The organism is Microbacterium sp. SLBN-146 (assembly GCF_006715145.1).
In the GTDB taxonomy this organism is placed as follows: domain Bacteria; phylum Actinomycetota; class Actinomycetes; order Actinomycetales; family Microbacteriaceae; genus Microbacterium.
The window spans coordinates 486484-504727 of sequence record NZ_VFMR01000001.1; the positions used below are offsets into that span (position 1 = coordinate 486484).

The 18244-nt window shown below is 67.7% G+C and carries 16 protein-coding genes; 11 read left to right on the forward strand and 5 right to left on the reverse strand.

Annotated features, from left to right (window positions below):
• Positions 1–12: 12 nt before the first annotated feature.
• Entirely contained in the window at positions 13–900 is an 888-nt protein-coding gene (locus FBY39_RS02000; RefSeq protein ID WP_141930003.1) for a branched-chain amino acid ABC transporter permease, read from the reverse strand.
• Between the two features lie 201 nt (positions 901–1101).
• Here FBY39_RS02000 and FBY39_RS02005 point away from each other — a divergent pair, with 201 nt between their 5' ends.
• The 6 genes from FBY39_RS02005 (at position 1102) to FBY39_RS02030 (ending at position 8168) form a co-directional block, all read left to right on the forward strand.
• Positions 1102–1854 (forward strand): SDR family NAD(P)-dependent oxidoreductase, encoded by a 753-nt coding sequence (locus tag FBY39_RS02005; RefSeq protein WP_141930004.1) that lies wholly within the window; start codon positions 1102–1104, stop codon positions 1852–1854.
• A gap of 118 nt (positions 1855–1972) precedes the next feature.
• Positions 1973–3277: a TrkH family potassium uptake protein gene (locus FBY39_RS02010; protein ID WP_141930005.1), complete on the forward strand. Its 1305-nt coding sequence runs from the start codon at positions 1973–1975 to the stop codon at positions 3275–3277.
• Positions 3270–3968 (forward strand): TrkA family potassium uptake protein, encoded by a 699-nt coding sequence (locus FBY39_RS02015; RefSeq protein WP_222115648.1) that lies wholly within the window; start codon positions 3270–3272, stop codon positions 3966–3968. Before FBY39_RS02010 ends, FBY39_RS02015 begins: the two co-directional genes overlap by 8 nt.
• Before the next feature lie 17 nt (positions 3969–3985).
• Positions 3986–5386, forward strand: coding sequence for a TrkH family potassium uptake protein (locus FBY39_RS02020; RefSeq protein WP_141930006.1), 1401 nt, complete (start codon positions 3986–3988; stop codon positions 5384–5386).
• 91 nt (positions 5387–5477) lie between these two features.
• On the forward strand, positions 5478–7445 hold the full coding sequence (locus tag FBY39_RS02025) for an AarF/ABC1/UbiB kinase family protein (protein WP_141930007.1): 1968 nt from the start codon (positions 5478–5480) through the stop codon (positions 7443–7445).
• A gap of 132 nt (positions 7446–7577) precedes the next feature.
• Positions 7578–8168: a fasciclin domain-containing protein gene (locus FBY39_RS02030; RefSeq protein ID WP_141930008.1), complete on the forward strand. Its 591-nt coding sequence runs from the start codon at positions 7578–7580 to the stop codon at positions 8166–8168.
• Positions 8169–8240: 72 nt separating this feature from the next.
• On the opposite strand, the gene FBY39_RS02035 is transcribed toward FBY39_RS02030, so the two are convergent.
• The 3 genes from FBY39_RS02035 to FBY39_RS02045 all read right to left on the reverse strand — a co-directional run bounded on the left by FBY39_RS02035 (position 8241) and on the right by FBY39_RS02045 (position 11252).
• The gene (locus FBY39_RS02035; RefSeq protein ID WP_141930009.1) at positions 8241–9236 is read right to left on the reverse strand and encodes an NADP-dependent oxidoreductase; all 996 of its coding nucleotides are present in this window, start codon (positions 9234–9236) and stop codon (positions 8241–8243) included.
• Between the two features lie 148 nt (positions 9237–9384).
• Positions 9385–10053 carry a response regulator transcription factor gene (locus FBY39_RS02040; protein WP_141930010.1) on the reverse strand — a complete coding sequence of 223 codons (669 nt, stop codon included), beginning with the start codon at positions 10051–10053 and terminating at the stop codon, positions 9385–9387.
• Positions 10050–11252: a sensor histidine kinase gene (locus tag FBY39_RS02045; RefSeq protein WP_141930011.1), complete on the reverse strand. Its 1203-nt coding sequence runs from the start codon at positions 11250–11252 to the stop codon at positions 10050–10052. The genes FBY39_RS02040 and FBY39_RS02045 overlap by 4 nt, the downstream gene beginning before the upstream one ends.
• Before the next feature lie 131 nt (positions 11253–11383).
• On the opposite strand from FBY39_RS02045, the gene FBY39_RS02050 reads away from it, so the two are divergent.
• The 3 genes from FBY39_RS02050 to FBY39_RS16325 all read left to right on the forward strand — a co-directional run bounded on the left by FBY39_RS02050 (position 11384) and on the right by FBY39_RS16325 (position 14778).
• On the forward strand, positions 11384–12106 hold the full coding sequence (locus FBY39_RS02050; protein WP_141930012.1) for an ABC transporter ATP-binding protein: 723 nt from the start codon (positions 11384–11386) through the stop codon (positions 12104–12106).
• Positions 12103–13398, forward strand: a complete 1296-nt coding sequence (locus FBY39_RS02055; RefSeq protein WP_141930013.1) for an ABC transporter permease — start codon at positions 12103–12105, stop codon at positions 13396–13398. The genes FBY39_RS02050 and FBY39_RS02055 overlap by 4 nt, the downstream gene beginning before the upstream one ends.
• A 213-nt stretch (positions 13399–13611) precedes the next feature.
• On the forward strand, positions 13612–14778 hold the full coding sequence (locus FBY39_RS16325; protein WP_160132891.1) for an ice-binding family protein: 1167 nt from the start codon (positions 13612–13614) through the stop codon (positions 14776–14778).
• 293 nt (positions 14779–15071) lie between these two features.
• Here FBY39_RS16325 and FBY39_RS02065 read toward each other — a convergent pair whose 3' ends face one another.
• Positions 15072–15398, reverse strand: a complete 327-nt coding sequence (locus FBY39_RS02065; RefSeq protein WP_141930014.1) for a YchJ family protein — start codon at positions 15396–15398, stop codon at positions 15072–15074.
• A gap of 226 nt (positions 15399–15624) precedes the next feature.
• Between FBY39_RS02065 and FBY39_RS02070 the strand changes: the two genes are divergently transcribed.
• Positions 15625–17031, forward strand: a complete 1407-nt coding sequence (locus FBY39_RS02070) for a VaFE repeat-containing surface-anchored protein (protein WP_141930015.1) — start codon at positions 15625–15627, stop codon at positions 17029–17031.
• 58 nt (positions 17032–17089) lie between these two features.
• Positions 17090–18244, forward strand: coding sequence for an amidohydrolase family protein (locus tag FBY39_RS02075; RefSeq protein ID WP_141930016.1), 1155 nt, complete (start codon positions 17090–17092; stop codon positions 18242–18244).

Genomic DNA, 18244 nt, shown 5'->3' on the forward strand with positions numbered 1-18244 from the left:
GGCTCGGGGGCGTCAGGCTCGGACGAACTGTCGTTCGCGGAAGATGCCGCGCGGCCACGCGACGAGGACGAGCAGCAGGATGCCGAACGTGATGGCGTCGCGGAATCCCGACGAGATGTACTGGGCGCTCATGACCTCGAGAACCCCGATCGCGACTCCGACGATCGCTGCGCCGCGGATGTCGCCCCACCCGCCCACGACGACGGCAGCGAACCCCTTGAGCAGAAGCGCCTCCCCGAGGTTGAACGAGACGTTGTTGTCGGCGAGCGCCGCGAGGACGCCGGCGAGGCCCGCGATGGCACCCGCGAGGAACGCGACGGCGATGAGGGTGTTGCGGGCATTGACACCGACGATCGTGGCCGAGCGGGTGTCGGACGACACGGCGCGGACGGCGGCACCGAAGCGCGTCTTGGTGAGCAGCAGGTGCACACCCGTGACGACGATGATGAGGGCGATGACGCTGTAGAGCTGGGCTGGCAGGATCACGAGCCCGCCGATGCGGAACGCCTCGGTCTGCACCGAGCCCGCGGGGTAGCTCGTCGCCGAGGGCCCGGCGAACGCCTCCGCCACGGTCAGGAGCACGATCCATATACCGATGCTCGCGATGATGGGGGCGAACGTCCCTGCCTTGCGTCGGCGAAGCGGCTCGAACGCGAGAACATCGGATGCCACGCCCAGGATGCCCGCGAAGAGCACACCCGCGAGAAGCGCGACCCAGAAGTTGACTCCGAACTGAGAGACGAGCCAGTACGACGAGAGGGCGCCCCAGGTGGCGAAGGTGCCGTGGGCGACGTTGAGGATCCCCATGCGCGCCATGATCAGCGAGAAGCCGACGGCGAAGATGGCGTAGATCGAGCCGAGCGCAACACCGTTCATCAGTTGCTGGATCAGGAGTTGCACGGATGCCCTCTTTCCTGTGCGCTCGTCGGTTCGGGTGGAATCTCAATCAAGCGCTCGCTTGACTTCAATGTCAGCGGAGTCAGTTTACGACATCGGATGCCCGGCATGTCAACCATTCGGGGATGATTCATCAAGCGCTTGCTCGACATTCCGATCTCCGGCCCGTACGCTCCCCCCGAGAGCACGGGTCGAAGGAGAGCCATGGATCTGCAGCTGAACGATCGCGTCGCCGTCGTCACCGGCGCGACCGCGGGCATCGGCCGAGCGACGGCCCTGACGCTGAGCGCGGAAGGCGCGCATGTCGCCCTCGTGGCGCGACGCGGCGACGCCCTCCGCGACCTGGCCGACGAGATCGAGCGCCGCAGCGGCCGGCGTGCTCTCGTCGTCGAGACGGACATCCTGGATGCCGCGGCACCGGCGCGCATCGTCGACGCCGTGGATCGCACGTACGGCCGCATCGACATCGTCGTCAACGCCGCAGGCGCCGCCGAGCAGCCGGGCGAGTCACTCACGGAAGAGGTGTGGCAGCGCCAGTTCGACCTCAACTTCCACTCGAAGAGACGCCTCGTCGAGGCATCCCTTCCGTTTCTCGCCGCGAGCGGTCGCGGGCGGGTCGTGAACTTCGTTGGCCTCCTCGAACCGACGCTCGTGTCTGCGGCCCAGGCCGCCGTCGCCGCGTGCACGCTGTGGTCGAAAGCCCTCTCGCGCGTCGTGGCGCCGGACGGCGTCACCGTCAACTGCATCGCACCGGGGCGGGTGGACAGCGAACAGGTGCGCCGGGCGCTCCCCGAAGGAGACGCGAAGGACGACTTCATCCGCCGCCGCATCCCCGCCGGACGATTCGGCACCCCCGAGGAGGCAGCCGCGCTCGTCGCTTTCCTCGTCTCGGGTCCCGCGGGCTACATCACGGGAGACACCTTCAGCGTCGACGGCGGGATGCACTGGGCCATCTGACGCGACGCGAGCGTCCCCATTGACGCCGACAACGCAACCCGACCAGGCGTAGTCTCATGCGGTGCGAGAGAACCGGACCGAGACGGTGCCGTCGCGAGGTCGGCGACACCATCCCGCCATGACGGTCTTCCTCGGATTCGCGGTGGCGACCTTCGTCGGCACGGGACTGCTGATGCTCCCGATCGCCAAAGCGGGCGCGGGGGGCGCTTCGCCTTTGGAAGCACTCTTCACAGCGGTGTCGGCGCTGTGCGTCACAGGACTGATCATCGTCGACACCCCGGTCTATTGGACCGGGTTCGGTCACGCAGTGATCCTGGCCCTCATCCAGCTCGGTGGTCTCGGTGTCATGACTTTCGCATCGGTCGTCGGCCTCGCCGTCATCCGTCGACTCTCCCTGCGCTCACGGCTGACCGCGGCGACGGAGGCGAAGAACATCGGGCTGGAGAACGTGAAGGCCCTCGTCCTCGGAGTCGTGAAGATCTCGATCGGGATCGAGGTCGTCGTGGCGCTGATCTTGACCGTCCAGTTTGGCGTGGCCTACGAGAAGTCCCTCGGCGAAGCGCTCTGGCTCGGTGTCTTCCATTCCGTGTCGTCCTTCAACAATGCCGGTTTCGCGCTCTTCAGCGACAGCATGATGGGATTCGTGGGCGACCCGATCATCTGCCTTCCGATGTGCGCTGCGATCATCCTCGGCGGGCTCGGTTTTCCCGTCATCATGCAGCTGCGAAAGCAGATACGAACACCCCGCCTCTGGTCGATGAACACTCGGATCGTCGTCTGGGCGACAGTCCTGCTCCTCGTGGCGGGAACCGCGTACATCACCGCGCTGGAGTGGAACAATCCGCAGACGCTCGGCGCGCTCGACTGGCCGTCCCGTCTTCTGGCGGGGTTCTTCCAATCGGTACAGACGCGAACCGCAGGCTTCAACAGCATCGACACCGCCGAGATGGGCACAGCGACCTGGCTCGGGATGGACGCCCTCATGTTCATCGGCGGCGGCTCCGCGGGGACGGCGGGCGGCATCAAGGTCACGACCTTCGCCGTGCTGTTCTTCATCATCGTTGCCGAGATCCGCGGGGACGGGGCCGTCAACGTGTTCGGGAAGCGCCTCTCTCGTGCCGTCCACCGCCAGGCGATCGCGGTCGCGCTTCTCGCCGTCGCGCTTGTCGCCGTCGGGACCGTCCTCGTGATGCTGATGACCGACTTCAGCCTGGACGAGATCCTCTTCGAGGTCACATCGGCGTTCGGCACCGTCGGCCTGTCGACGGGGATCACTGCGGCACTCCCGCCGGCGGCGCAACTGATCCTCGTCGCGCTGATGTTCATCGGCAGACTCGGGCCCATCACGTTCGCATCGGCGCTGGCGCTCCGTCAGCGCACACTCCTGTACGAACTCCCCAAGGAAAGGCCGATCATTGGCTAGACGAATCCTCTTCGGCGGCACGGACCCGGCGCGAGTGGCCGAGGCCGACTCCGTCGCCGTCCTGGGGCTCGGACGCTTCGGCCAGTCCCTCGCCCTGGAACTCATGGACAACGGCACCGAGGTGCTCGGCGTCGACGGTCGCGAAGACATCGTCCAGTCCCTGAACGGGCGCCTCACGCACGTCGTCACAGCGGATGCCACCAAGGAGACCGTGCTTCGCCAGCTCTCGGTCCCCGACTTCGACCGTGTCGTGGTCGCCATCGGGAGCGATATCCAGGCGAGCATCCTCACCACCTCCCTGCTGCTCCGCTTCAAGATCCCGCAGATCTGGGCGAAGGCGGTCGGCGAGGCGCACGGGACGATCCTCGAGCAACTGGGAGTGGGCCATGTGATCTACCCCGAGAAGGACATGGGCAAACGCGTGGCCCATCTCGTTCGGGGGAGCATGCAGGACTTCATCGAGATCGACGAGGGGTTCGCGATGGTGAAGACCACCCCGCACAGCGCCATCATGGGAATACCGCTGGGCCAGACCGATCTGCGCAACAAGCACCAGGTCACCGTGACAGCGGTCAAGCCGGATGGCGAGCCCTGGACGTACGCGACCGCCGAGACGGTTCTCCGCCCCGGCGACACGATCCTCGTCGCAGGCCCCACCCGCAAGGCGGAAGTTTTCAGCCAACTGCGCTGACGAGGCAGACTGTCTGCATGCCGCGCAGCATCCGTGTCCCGCGAGGCCCCTCCCCGGGGAAAGCCGGACGCCTGGGAAGCGGGCTCCTCAAGGAGCTCGTCAAGCGCTCGCCGGCGCGGGCCGCCGCCGGCATCTTCATCCTCGCCGGTCTCGTGTTCACGAGTCTGCTGAGCCTCCCCATCGCTTCCGCGAGCGGCCGCGCGACAGCCCTACAGGACGCGATGTTCACGGCGGTCTCCGCCGTCACCGTGACGGGGCTCACGACCGTCGACACGGCGACACACTGGTCCTTCTTCGGCCAGGTCGTGATCCTCGTCGCAATCCAGGCGGGCGGCCTCGGGATCGTCACGATCGCACTGCTGCTCGCACGGGCGGTCAGCCGTCACCTCGGCGTCCGCAGCAAGGTGTTCGCGCAGCAGAACATCGGCACGTCGAAGCTCGGCGAGGTCGGCGCACTGCTGCGCACCGTCGTGCTCACGACGCTCAGCATCGAGGCCATCCTCGCCGCCATCCTGATCCCGCGCTTCATCATGCTCGACGAGCACTGGTGGGAGGGCGTCTGGCACGGCCTCTTCTACGCCATCTCCGCGTTCAACAACGCCGGCTTCGTCTCGACCGTCGGCGGACTCGAGCCCTACGACGGCGATATGTGGATCCTCATCCCCATCATGGTCGGCGTCTTCATCGGAAGCCTCGGATTCCCGGTCTTCCTCATTCTCCTCAGTGCGCGCGGGAACACGCGACGGTGGACGCTCCACACGAAGCTGACCCTCGCCACGACCAGCATCCTGCTCGTGGCGGGCGCCGTCGCGTGGGGCGCTTTCGAATGGTCCAACGTCGAGACCGTCGGGAACATGAGCATCCCCGAGAAGATCTTCCACGCCCTGTTCGCCTCGACGATGATGCGCTCGGGGGGATTCTCCCTCGTCGATACGGCGCAGTCGACGTCGGCCACCCTCGTCGCGAGCGATGCCCTCATGTTCGTCGGAGGCGGGTCGGCCTCGACCGCGGGCGGCATCAAGGTCGCGACGCTCGCCGTCCTCTTCCTCGCCATCATCGCGGAGGCCCGCGGCGACAAGCGGCTCATGGTGGCGGGGCGCGTCATTCCCGACGGCACCCTCCGCCTGGCGATCAGCGTGACCTTCCTCGGAGCGACTCTCGTCCTGTCGACGGTCCTCGTCCTGACGCTCGTGACCGATGCCTCGCTCGACAGGATCCTGTTCGAAGTCATCTCGGCATTCGCGACGTGCGGGCTGTCGGTCGGCTTGAGCGCAGAACTCGATCCGTTCGGCAAGATCGCCCTCAGCGTGCTCATGCTCGCCGGGCGCATCGGCCCCGCAGGTCTCGCGGCCGCTCTCGCCGTCCGCCAGCGCAACGTTCTGTACAACCATCCTGAGGAGCGACCGATCATCGGGTGACCAGTGCCCCGGTGACGAGGAAGTCCGGGATCACCGCACGGATCACGCGACGGCGCTTCTGCCTCGCGGCATCCGCTGTCAGAATCGGCGCATGCCCACCTGGCTCATCTTCGCGGCGGTCGTCCTGTCGTTCTCGCTCATCGCCGCGTGGATCGTCCGGCGACTCCTCGACACCGAGATCGGATGGCTGCGGGCGTGGCTGACAGCACTCGTCGTCTTCCTCCTAGCGACCCCCGTCGCAATCTGGGCCCTCACGGAAGCCGATGTGTACCAAGACGGCGCCTTCGTCGTCGCGGGTCCCGTCGCCCTCGCGTTCGTCGCGCTCAATCTCGGATGGATGTTCGCCGCGGTCTTCATCGTCGTGATGACGCTCGAGTTCCTCTGGCCGTCGCGTCGCTGGCGCAACCCGATCACCGTCGTGCGTGACGCGATCCGTCGACGCGATCGGGCCCGGAGATACGCGCAGATCCTCGCGATCGGATCCCGGCACGGCTTGACGTTCTACGAGAGCAGGCGCCACGGCGACGAAGGCGAGCTCCCGTCGGCCCTCGTCTCGGCGATGAACGAGGCCGGCGTGACCTTCGTCAAACTCGGCCAGGTGCTCTCGACGCGCGAGGACGTCCTGCCACCGCCCCTCATCCGCGCGCTCTCGACGCTCCAGATGGACTCCTCGCCGATCCCCTGGCCCGAAGCCGAGGCGGCGATCGCCGAACAGCTCGGTCGTCCCCTCGACGAGGTCTTCGGCGAGATCGATCCGGAGCCGCTCGCCGCGGCATCCGTCGCGCAAGTGCACGCCGCGAGACTCGTCGACGGTGATGAGGTGGTCGTGAAGATCCAGCGGCCTCGCGCGCGAGCGCAGGTCACGACAGACCTCGACATCCTCGACCGCCTCGCCGCGGAAGCCGAGCGGCGCACCGACTGGGCGAAGGCCTACGGCGCCTATGCCCTCGTCCAGGAGTTCGCCCGAGGGTTGCGCGAAGAGCTCGACTACGGCACCGAAGTCGCCAACACCGAGATGCTCCGCTCGACCGTCGAGACGGCGGGATCGCGCCTTCGGATACCGCGGGTCTACACCGAGTGCTCGACGCGGCAGATGATCGTGCAGGAGCGGGTCACCGGCATCCCCCTCAGTCGCCTCGAACCCGGGGCGCTGCCGCTCGATCGGGCGACCGATCTCGCCGATGCGCTCGTGGACGCCGTCATCGACCACATCGCCGTGCGAGGGATCTTCCACGCCGACCTGCATCCCGGGAACGTCATCCTCGACGAGGACGACGGGACGGGGCAGGCGACGCTCACCCTCATCGACTTCGGATCCGTCGGGATCGTCGAGAGCAGCGTGCGGCGCCTCCTGCTGCCGATGCTGATCGGGATGGCGAACGAAGACGACGTCGCCGTCACCGACATCGTGCTCATGCTCTGCCAGCCGGCGGACGGTGATGTGGATGCCACGGCGCTCCAGCGCGACATCGGGGTCATCCTCACCCGGATGCACAACTCCGGGATGGACGAGAACATCTTCCGGCTCCTCCTCGATGTCCTGCGCCGCCAGCGCATCGCTCTGCCGCCGTCGCTCCTCCTGGTCTTCCGGACCCTGACGTCGCTCGAGGGAACACTCCGCAAGCTCGTTCCGGGATACGACATGGTCTCCCGCGCCCTGACGACGGCGCCGCGGATCGCCTCCTCGCTCGTGTCGCTGCACGGGATGGCGCTGACGGCCCAAACCTGGTCGATGCTCCTCGGCGAACAGGTGCGACGACTCCCCCGGCGGATCGAGAACGTCTCCCGCGCGCTCGAGGAGGGAACCCTCTCGGTGCGGCTCCGCAGCTTCGAGTCCACCGACGAACGCCGATGGGTCGACGGCCTCCTCGGCCGCGTGACGACGACGCTCATCGGCATCGCGCTCGTCATCAGCGGTATCCTCCTGGGCGTCGACGACGGCGGACCGATGCTCACCGGCAATGTTCCCGCGTTCGCGTTCCTCGGGAGCATCGTCGGCCTCGGCGGGCTCCTCCTGCTCCTCCGCAGCCTCAGGACTGCACTTCGACGGCGACCCTGAGGCCGCATCCGAAGAACGGCGACAGAAGAGGCGGCACTGCCTGCATCCGGGAACGCTCCTGGTGCGGAATAACTCGATGACGCCCGGCCGATGGAGCTCGGACGCCTTCCTCTTCTACGAAGGAGCAGAACGATGAAGATCAGATTCCGCCTCGCCATCGCCGCCGTCGCGACGGCCGGTCTCGTGCTGGCGGCGGCGCCCGCGCACGCCACCGGCGGCGCCCCGCGGGGGAACATCGTCGACGTCGCCGTCGCCGCATCCGGCGGGGGCGCACCCGACCACAACCCCAACGACTACGACCTGCTCGTGCAGGCGGTCCTCGCGACCGGCCTTGCGGGCACGTTGTCCGACGCCGCGACGAAGTACACCGTCTTCGCCCCGAACGATCGCGCCTTCCTGCGGCTCGTGACCGATCTGACGGGCACAGCCCCCGCGTCGGAGGCTGCCGCGCTCACGACGATCACGAGCGCCTTCACGATCGATCAGATCAAGAACATCCTGCTGTACCACGTCGTACCGGGGGCGAAGCTGCGGCCGTTCCAGGTGCTGCTCGCGGGATCGCTCACGATGGCCAACGGTGGGATCGTGAAGCCGCGCGGCATCACGCTGCGCGACACGAGTCCCGCTCTCGCCGATCCCAAGCTCATCCTGTGGAAGATCGACATCCCGGCATCCAACGGCGTCATCCACACGATCGATCGCGTGCTCGTCCCGGGTTCCTGACGCTCACCCGGGCAGAAGGAGGGGCTCCGGTCGCACATTCGGGATGCGACCGGAGCCCCTTTACCGTCCGGATCAGCTGGCGGCTTCGAACAGTTCTCGCGCCTTGAGGGTCCGGAAGGTCGTCACGGGATGGGTTCCGAGGATGACCTTGCCGCGCGCGTGCATGCGCCCGAGGTCCGAGTACGCCTCCGCGACCTCCTCGAGCGGGTAGTAGCCCGAGACGAGGAGCGTGAAGGCGCGCGATTCGGCGAGCCGACACAGTCGCTCGAGAAGAGCCGTGCCGCGGGCCGTGGACACAGGGTCGTCGTGCAACAGCCGGATCTCCATCTCGCGGCGATCCTCGCTCGAACGGTAGCGGGATGCCGGCACGCCGAGCTCCTCCGCGAGTCCGCTCCCCTCCTGCCCGAAGTTGTCGATCATCGCCGTCACGGGGGCGCGACCCGCCGCCGCCCGGATGCGGTCGACCATCCCCTCGCCGTAGCGGACCGGCTTGATCCCGAGCTGGCGGAGGTAGTCGAAGTTCCTGTCGCCGCACGTGCCGATGACCGTTGCGCCGAGGTGCTTCGCGACCTGCGCCTCAATGCTCCCGACCCCGCCGGCGGCCGCGGACACGACGAGCACGTCGCCAGCAGCGACGCGAAGCTCATCGAGCGTGTCGAGCGCCGTCGCGCCGGCGAGGAACAGCCCTCCCGCCGACTCCCACCCCAGCCGCGGCGGCTTCCGGACGAGCGCACCCGCCGGGACGTTGAGGAACGTCGCCTGGGCCCCTGAGCGCACGTGCCCGACGACCTCGGCGCCGCGGGCGAATCCCCGCACGTCGGACCCCACCGCCACGACGATCCCCGCGAAGTCGCTCCCCGACCGGCGCGGCCAGGGGTCTTCGCTCCACGTCTCCTCGCGGCCCTCGCGGATGAATCCGTCGATGTGGTTGAGCCCCGCCGTGATGACCTCCACGGTGACTTCTCCGGGCCCCGGCGGCGCGAGCGCCACCGATCTCACGTCGAGCACGTCGGGGCCGCCGACGCGGTCGTACTCGATGACAGTGGTCAGGTCACGCCGTCGTGCCATGATGCGCCTCGATTCTCGCGACGGATCGCGATCTCAGTGGTCACTGCGCCTTGATGTTAAGTTGCCTCGCCGATAAGTTCTTCTCCCGCAGAGCCCGATCCAGATGCATCCCACGACAAAATTCGCTCCGGCGGGGTGGGGGCGGATGCTACGTGCCCGGCGTCAGCAGTCCGTTCTCGTACGCGAAGATGACGAGCTGGGCGCGGTCGTGCGCGTACAGCTTCGACATGATGCGGTTGACGTGCGTCTTGGCGGTGTGGGGTGAGATGAAGAGCTCGTCGGCGATGTCCTGATTCGAGCCGCCACGCGCGACGAGGAGCAGCACTTCCCGTTCTCGCTCGGTGAGCTGGGCGTACTCCGGAGGCGGAGGGCCCGTCGGAGCGGCCGTTGCGGGCAGCACGAATCGCGTGATGAGCCTCCGCGTCGCCGTCGGAGAGAGCAGGGCGTCACCGGCGTCCACGGCACGGACCGCGCGCACGATCTCGTCGGGCTCCGCACCCTTTCCGATGAAGCCGCTCGCGCCCGCGCGGAGCGCCGCGACGAGGTACTCGTCCTCCTCGAACGTCGTCAGGATCAGGACCCGGGTGTCGACGAGAGAGGGATCCGCGCAGATCGTCTCGGTCGCGGCGATGCCGTCGACCTCCGGCATCCGGATGTCCATCAGCACGATGTCGGGTCGCAGCTCCCGGGCGAGCCGCGTCGCTTCGGCGCCGTCCGCCGCCTCGCCGACGACCGTCACCCCGGGCGCGCTCTCGAGAAGATCCCTCACAGCCGAACGGATGAGGGACTGGTCGTCGACGACGAGCACGGTGGTCACGGAGCATCCGCCGTTCGCGTGAGGGGAAGGGTCGCCGCGAGCCGGTAGCCACCGGGAGTCGATCCGGCTTCGACGCTGCCGCGCACCAATGCGACGCGCTCGCGCAATCCGATCAAGCCGTGCCCCCCGTGTTCGGATGCCGCGACCTGGTCGGGGTCGTCTGGTGTGGTGGGATTCGTCACGACCACCCGCAAGGCCTCCGCGTCGGCGCTGAGCAGCACGTGCGCCCGCCGGTCCGCGCCGTGCTTGTGCGCGTTGGTGAGCCCCTCCTGGACGACACGGTACGCCACGCGATCGACGGCGACGGGCACATCCTCGACCGCCCCTTCACGGCGCGCCACGACATCGAGCCCGGACGCGCGGAATCGCTCCAGCAGATCGTCGAGACGATCCAGACCCGGCTGCGGCGCACGAACACCCTCGACCGTCGAGTCGTCGTCGGCGCGACGCAGCATCTCGAGCAGGTCTCCGATCTCCGTCAGGACGGAGCGCGACGCTTCTCGGATGTTCGCCAGCGCTTCGCGCGTCTTCTCCGGCCTCGTCTCGAGCGATGTCGACGCGACTCCGGCGTTGAGACTGATCACAGAGATCTGATGCGCGACGGCGTCGTGGAGATCTCGTGCGATGCGCAGTCTCTCCTCGGTGACGCGACGCTGCGCCTCCGTCTCGCGATCCTCTTCCGCTTTCCGCGCGCGTTCGGTGACGGCCAGGATGAACTCCCGCCGGAAGCGGGTCGCATCACCCGCCGCGGCAGCGAACGCGATCGTCACCGCGAACTGGAACGTGCGCGGATCGAAGACGTCGCCGAGGGATGCCAGGAGACTCAAGATGATGACGGCGACGATGCTCGCCGACGCCACCACCATGGTGGTCCGGCGGTTCGATCGCGTCGCTACGCCGAACATCGCGATAGCCGCTGCCAACACGACACCGGGAGCGACGGTGCCGAGCAGAGCGGCCACCCCGTAGCATCCGAGGCACGCCGCCAGGATCGACACCGGCCAGCGACGCCGCAGCGGCAGGATCACGGCGGGGAGCAGCACGACGACGAAGACCAGCGGCGTGCTCGGCCGGAACTCCGTCCAGGGAAACGGCAGGAGCGCGGCGGCCGCGACGAGGGCGGCAGCGATGACGTCGCCCACCCACGCCGGAGGGCGGGCATGCGGCCACGGCTGGAGGTCGCCGTCGAGGGTGCGCATCCCCTCAGTGTGACGCGGAATCCAACCGCGCACGTCACCCCCACGCGGCAGTCCGGGGTACTGCGACTGCGGTATTCCGATGCATCCGTTGAGGGGATGCCCGCGGCTGTGGAACCGATGACGCTGGAGCCATGACCTCACACACGAACCAATCTCGTTCGGGCCCCGCGCTCATATCGGTGACGGACGTCCACAAGTCCTACGGCCGCGGCGCCAATCGTTTCGACGCGCTGCGAGGCGTGAGCCTCGACATCCACGAAGGCGAGAGCGTCGCAATCGTCGGGAAGAGCGGCTCGGGCAAGTCCACCCTCATGCACTTGCTCGCGCTCCTCGACCAACCCACCAGCGGTCGCATCGACCTGGCGGGAACCGACACCCGCACCCTCCGGGGGCGCGCACTGAACAGCACGCGCAACAGCACGTTCGGGTTCGTCTTCCAGCAGTTCTTCCTCACCGCCAACACAACGGTGCTCGACAACGTCGTGCTGCCGATGAAGATCGCCGGCGTCGGCCGACGCGAGCGGAAGAACCGCGGCATGGCCGCTCTCGCACAGCTCGAACTCGACGACAAAGCACGCAACAAGGCGCTCGACCTCTCCGGGGGACAGAAACAGCGCACCGTGATCGCCCGAGCCCTCGTGAACAACCCGCGAGTCATCTTTGCCGACGAACCGACAGGAAACCTCGACACCGTGACCGGCGGGGTGGTCGAGGACATCTTGTTCGATCTCAACCGTGAACACGGCATCACTCTCATCGTCGTGACGCACGACGAAGACCTGGCAGCACGATGCGATCGGCGCATCCTGATCCGCGACGGGCTCATCGTGCAGGACGAGGCGGTGGCGGCATGAAGACGTCAGACCTGATCGCCACGGCGGTCTCCCAGACATTCCGCTCCAAAGTCCGAACGACCTTGACGATCCTCGCGATCTTCGTCGGCGCCTTCACCCTGACGCTCACGAATGGGCTCGGCACCGGTATCAACCAGTACATCGACGACACCGTGAGCTCGATCGGAGCCGAGGACGTCATGACGGTGACCAAGCCGTCGAGTTCGGCGTCTGCGAGTCCGACGGGCCCGGTGGAGTACGACCCCGATGCGATCGCAGCGGGACCCAACGCGATTCCCGGGTCCACGGTCGTGGCGTTGGACGAGAGCGACATCGAGGCGCTCGGCGACATCGACGGCGTTCTTCGGGTCGAGCCGACAGAGTCGATCGCCGCTGACTACATCCAGTACGCGGATGGCACGAAGTACGTCTCGGGAGTAGGCGCGCTCGTGCCGGGCCAGTCCCTCCAGCTCGCGGCGGGTACCGAGCCCGACGACACGTCCTCCGCGCGGGAGATCGCTCTCCCTGACTCCCTCGTCGAACCGCTCGGGTTCGACGACGCCGAGGCCGCGGTCGGCGAGACGATCACGATCGGATTGACGGATGCCGAAGGCCAGAGCCACACCGTCGATGCGACCGTATCCGGCGTCATGGAGGAGTCCTTCACCGGTCCGACGACCACGACCATCCCCAACAGCGCACTGACGGAGGAGCTGCTCGCCGTCCAGAGCATCGGGGTTCCCGAGGCGGATCAGGGAAAGTACGCGCAGGCGAGCATCTGGTTCGACCCCGATGCGACGCCCGAGCAGATCGACGCCCTGAAGGAGCGCCTCGAGGACGCGGGCTATTCCGGAACCACGGTGGCCGACCAGTTGGGGACGTTCAAGGCGGTCATCGACGGCATCGTGCTCGTCCTCAATGCGTTCGCGATCATCGCGCTCCTGGCTGCGAGCTTCGGAATCGTCAACACGCTGTACATGTCGGTGCAGGAACGGACGCGCGAGATCGGGCTGATGAAGGCGATGGGAATGGGTAGCGGACGCGTCTTCAGCCTGTTCAGTCTCGAGGCGGTGTTCATCGGATTCCTCGGCAGCGCGATCGGAGTCGGGGTCGGGATGCTCGTGGGCACCGGCGTGAGCTCCCTCGCCAGCTCGGCGCTCCCCGACCTACCGGGCCTCACGCTCATCGCATTCGACCCGGCGTCGATCGCGATCGTGATCCTGCTCGTGATGGGAATCGCCTTTCTCGCGGGGACACTTCCGGCGGCGCGTGCCGCGAGGGCCGACCCCGTGGCATCCCTCCGCTACGAGTAGTCGGCGACCCTTCGCTGCGGCGGCGCTTCCGATCGGAGGCGGCGCCGCAGCGTCGTGGTGCTCGCGACCGCGGGGTCGCGTATAACGATCGGGTACACGATATATCGCGATCTCGTTCCAGTCCGCGATACCTGATAGACCTGCGATAGGCGCAGATTCTGTTGATCGCAGTCGATGATCTTTGTTCCTCCCAATCGAAAGGGATCGAACAACATGGTCCAGCACTCTCGCCGCGTTGCGACACTCGCCGCCACCGTCGGCATCCTCGCCGTCGCCCTGCTGCCGTCCGCGGCGCACGCCGACACCACGATCGACGGACCGATCGACCTCGGAACGGCGGCCCCCTTCTCCGTCCTCGGAGCATCGACCGTCACCAACACCGGCCCCTCCGTCCTCAACGGCGACCTCGGGCTCAGCCCGCAGACCTCCATCACCGGTTTCCCGCCGGGGATCGTCAACGGAACCATCCACCCGACCGATGCGGTGGCGGCGCAAGCCCAGATCGACCTCACCACGGCATACAACGTCGCCGCGAGCCTCTCCCCCACGGCAACGGGCCTCGGTGACCTCGTCGGTCAGTCGCTCACACCGGGGGTCTACTCCGGCGGCGCGCTTTCCCTCACCGGCGCGCTGACTCTTGCGGGAACCGCCGAATCGGTGTGGGTCTTCCAGGCCGCCTCGACACTCACGATCGCCACGGGCTCGATCATCACGATCACCGGCGGCGCGAGCGCGTGCAACGTCTTCTGGCAGATCGGCAGCTCCGCGACGATTCAGGGCGGCGCACAGTTCGTCGGCACCGTGATGGCTGCCGAGTCCATCACGGCCGAGACCGCGGCGACGATCGCCGGTCGCCTGCTGGCAAGCAACGGCGCCGTCACGCTCGACACCAACACGATCACGGCTCCCGAGGGCTGCGAGCCGGGGACCGTGAGCACGAGCCCCACCATCACGTCCGAGGCCCCGCCCCTCGGAACGCCCGGCGATGACTACAGCTACACCGTGACGGCATCCGGAACCCCCGCGCCGTCGTTCACCGTCTCGAGCGGGTCGCTTCCGTCGGGGCTGACGCTCGACGCCGCCACGGGCGCGATCACCGGAGTACCCACGACACCCGGCGACTACGACTTCGACGTCACCGTCTCCAACGGCACGGCGCCAGATGACACCGCCAGCTACACCGTGACGATCGCGGCCGCGGCCTCGCCCGCACCCGTCGCATCGCCCAGCGCCGGTGCCGGCGCGGTACCGGCAGGCGCCCGCCTCGCTGAGAGCGGCGTGGTGAACGCCCCCACGGGCATCGTCTCCTTGGCGCTCATCTCCCTGGGCCTTGCCTTCGTCTTCTTCGCCCGCCATCGCGTCGCACGCCGACGCGGCTGACGCCCATAAGCCTCAGGTCCGACGTCGTCCCCAGCGACGGAGCGCGTTCCCCAGACGCCCCGTGATCTGCGAAAGCAAGCCCCCTGAACCTCCTCGCGAGGGTCAGGGGGTCTTGTTCGGCTGTTCAGTCATGGTTCCTCCTCGGTAGGTGAACAGCCGCCAGAGCCCCCTTGGCCGAGAAGACTCGAACCGCTGCAGAAGCGGCCCGAATCGAGCGGATCAGGTCTTCTCGGCGGAGTGGCCACCGATGCATCGGCCCGTGCGGATGCTCACGCTTCGCAGGCATCCGTTCGTCAGTCTCGCTTCACGATCCCGTCGATGTAGAACCATCGACCGCCCTCGCGGACGAAACGCGATCGTTCGTGCAGTACTCCCACACCGTCCGATGAACGGTAGGTCGCCCGGAACTCCACGATGCCGGCTGTATCGTGCTCTTGGCCGCGGACGGTGTCGACGATCTGAAGCGCCCGCCACACCGGGTTGTCGTCGAGCTCGACCACGTCGGGCCGTGTGGACGGATGCCACGTGTGGAGGAGCCACTCGGAGTCCCCATCGCGGAATGCTTCGAAGCGCGACCGCATCAGCTCTGCGGCGGTGCGGGGTTGCGGGCGCTCTGTCATGGGTTGCGAAAAGGCTACAACCATCCGTCCTGCCTGCCGAGAAGACGCGAACTGTCGCTTCTGCGCGCGAAAACGAGCGGTCTGGGTCTTCTCGGCGGGAGGGCGCCGGCCGCCACGAGGGGACCTGCTGAGCGAGTCCGCGACGAAGGGCGACCTGAGTCCATGGTGGCTGCGGCGCGATCGGGTGACGCTGGAAACACTCCGCCGTCCTGCAGAACGGATCCTCGTGCACGCTGATTCTCTCCCCCAGCCCGGTCGCCGACACCGTTTCGCAGCCGCAGCCGCAGTCGCTGTCGTCCTCGGCGTTGCGGCAGGTCTGCTCGGGGCCGCCCCGTCAGCGGATGCTGCGGCATCCGCGCCCACCGTGCGTGGGGCCCTGGTGGGCGAGCGGTTGCTGCCACCGACGGGCGGAACGATCGTCGAACGCGTCACCTACGAGAACCTGACCCCGGGCATCGACTACTTCCTGTTCGTGAGCCTCGACACCCCCGCCGCCGTCGCTACCGGCATCGACAGCTCGCTCACCTTCACCCCCATCGCACCTGCCGGCACCATCGACGTCGAACTCACCGTGCCCTCCGGATACGCCGGACGTACCCTCGTCGCCGCCGTCCGCCTCTTCACCCCACCCGGACCACCCATCGCCGAATACGCCGACTACACCGACCCGCAACAGACCCTCCAGATCGGCGTACCGACGATCCGCGGTGCGTTGGTGGGCGAGCGACGGCTGCCACCGACGGGCGGAACGATCGTCGAACGCGTCACCTACGAGAACCTGACCCCGGGCATCGACTACTTCCTGTTCGTGAGCCTCGACACCCCCGCCGCCGTCGCTACCGGCATCGACAGCTCGCTCACCTTCACCCCCATCGCACCTGCCGGCACCATCGACGTCGAACTCACCGTGCCCTCCGGATACGCCGGACGTACCCTCGTCGCCGCCGTCCGCCTCTTCACCCCACCCGGACCACCCATCGCCGAATACGCCGACTACACCGACCCGCAACAGACCCTCCAGATCGGCGTACCGACGATCCGCTCGTCCCTGACGGATGCCGCGGACGGTGACCGCATCCTCGCCACCACCGGCGGAACGCTCGTCGACTCGGTCACGTTCGAGCATCTCGAGCCCGGAGCCCTGTACACGCTCAGCAGTGTCCTCTTGCGGGGCGCGGATGCCACGGAGACACCGTTCACGACGGAGGTGACCTTCACCGCGAGCGCGCCGGACGGCATCGTGGAGTTGTCGTTCGACGTGCCGGCGGGCTACGCAGGAGAGGTCCTCGTCTCGTTCCCGCGTCTCTCTGCGGGCACGGACACCTCCGCTGCTCCGCTCGCGGAGGACGCGCAGATCGACGACCCGTCCCAGAGCGTGACGGTCGAGCGCGCGGCCGTTCCCGCACCGGGCGCCGCAGCACCGACCGGGGTGCCCGCACCCACGCTGGCGGCGAGCGGTGGGTCGGCATCGCCCGCCGCGGTTGCCGCCGCTGCCCTCCTCCTCGCCGCCGGTGGTGTGCTCCTGACCACCCGGCGGCGGAAGAGCGGCATCCTTGATGCCGCAGCGGTGGGACGGGTCCCCCATGGCAGTCTCGTGCCTGAAGGGGGTGGGGATACCGACACACCGCGGTAACACGCGCGAGGCATACTGATGCGATCCGATATTTCAGATCTCATAGACGGGATGCGCGATGAGCCGACTCTTGATCACCGATGCGACGATCCTCACGCAGGATGACGAGCGCCCGTTCCTCGAGAAGGGGACCGTCGTCGTCGAGAACGGATACATCGGGGAGGTGTCCGAACACGCCGTCGAGGTGAGCGCGGACGACACGGTCATCGACGGGTCGCGGATGGTGGCGACGCCGGGGCTCGTCAACCTGCACTACCACGTCGATCTCGGTAAGGCGGCGGGCGAGTCCAACGAACGGAAGCCCATGTGGGATCTGCTGTTCGACGACTGGTATCCGTTCCTCGGTCAGCTCACGGAGGAAGAGGCCTACTGGGCGACGCTCGCGAGCTACGCCGAGTCGATCCGCAACGGCACGACGACGGTCAATGACATGTACGTCCTGAGCCCCGCGCGGGCGAGGGCGGCGAGGGAGATCGGCATGCGCGCCATCCTCTCGAACGAGATCGCGACGCCCGAGACGGGGATCCACATCCACTTGAACGAGTCCCTCTCCGAAGTCGACGACGCCCTCCGCCGCTTCGGCAAACGGCCCACCGAACTCGCCTACGAACTCGGGTTCCTGGGTCCCGACGTCGTGGCGGCGCACTGCGTCCACCTCGACGACGCCGAGATCGGATTCATGGCCGAGACGGGAACGCACATCTCGCACAACCCCGGCTCGAACGCCTACCTCGGCAACGGCATCGCGCGGCTGAACGACTTCCAGCGCGCAGGGATCAACGTCGGCATCGGCACGGATGCCGGGTTCTGCTCCGACCTGTTCGAGATCATGCGGTGGGCGGCCTACCTCCACCGCGCCACCACCCGCGACATCTACGCACGCTCGAGTGCCGAGTCGCTCGTGATGGCGACGCGCAACGGATCCCGCGCACTCGGCCAGAAGACCGGCGTCCTGAACGCCGGGATGAAGGCCGACCTGATTCTCATCGACGTCGACCAGGTCAAGTTCGCCATGATGGACCGCACGAACGGCGACGAGGTGACCGAGTTCGTCGTCAACCAGGCGAACGGGTCCGACGTCGACACGAGCATCATCGATGGCCGGGTCGTCATGCGGGGCGGCGTCCTGACGACGGTCGACGAGAACGCGATCTCCGAGGGTGTCGCACGGTCGCTGCGCGAGGCCGGCGAGCGCTACTTCGGCGGACACTGA

What these genes read in the sequence shown, in the direction of transcription:
- FBY39_RS02030 (WP_141930008.1), top strand. Translation starts at nt 7,578, where the DNA reads ATGAAGATCAGATTCCGCCTCGCCATCGCCGCCGTCGCGACGGCCGGT.
- FBY39_RS02075 (WP_141930016.1), top strand. Translation starts at nt 17,090, where the DNA reads ATGAGCCGACTCTTGATCACCGATGCGACGATCCTCACGCAGGATGAC.
- FBY39_RS02020 (WP_141930006.1), top strand. Translation starts at nt 3,986, where the DNA reads ATGCCGCGCAGCATCCGTGTCCCGCGAGGCCCCTCCCCGGGGAAAGCC.
- FBY39_RS02010 (WP_141930005.1), top strand. Translation starts at nt 1,973, where the DNA reads ATGACGGTCTTCCTCGGATTCGCGGTGGCGACCTTCGTCGGCACGGGA.
- FBY39_RS02005 (WP_141930004.1), top strand. Translation starts at nt 1,102, where the DNA reads ATGGATCTGCAGCTGAACGATCGCGTCGCCGTCGTCACCGGCGCGACC.
- FBY39_RS02025 (WP_141930007.1), top strand. Translation starts at nt 5,478, where the DNA reads ATGCCCACCTGGCTCATCTTCGCGGCGGTCGTCCTGTCGTTCTCGCTC.
- FBY39_RS02055 (WP_141930013.1), top strand. Translation starts at nt 12,103, where the DNA reads ATGAAGACGTCAGACCTGATCGCCACGGCGGTCTCCCAGACATTCCGC.
- FBY39_RS02045 (WP_141930011.1), bottom strand. Translation starts at nt 11,252, where the DNA reads ATGCGCACCCTCGACGGCGACCTCCAGCCGTGGCCGCATGCCCGCCCT.
- FBY39_RS02050 (WP_141930012.1), top strand. Translation starts at nt 11,384, where the DNA reads ATGACCTCACACACGAACCAATCTCGTTCGGGCCCCGCGCTCATATCG.
- FBY39_RS02035 (WP_141930009.1), bottom strand. Translation starts at nt 9,236, where the DNA reads ATGGCACGACGGCGTGACCTGACCACTGTCATCGAGTACGACCGCGTC.
- FBY39_RS02065 (WP_141930014.1), bottom strand. Translation starts at nt 15,398, where the DNA reads ATGACAGAGCGCCCGCAACCCCGCACCGCCGCAGAGCTGATGCGGTCG.
- FBY39_RS16325 (WP_160132891.1), top strand. Translation starts at nt 13,612, where the DNA reads ATGGTCCAGCACTCTCGCCGCGTTGCGACACTCGCCGCCACCGTCGGC.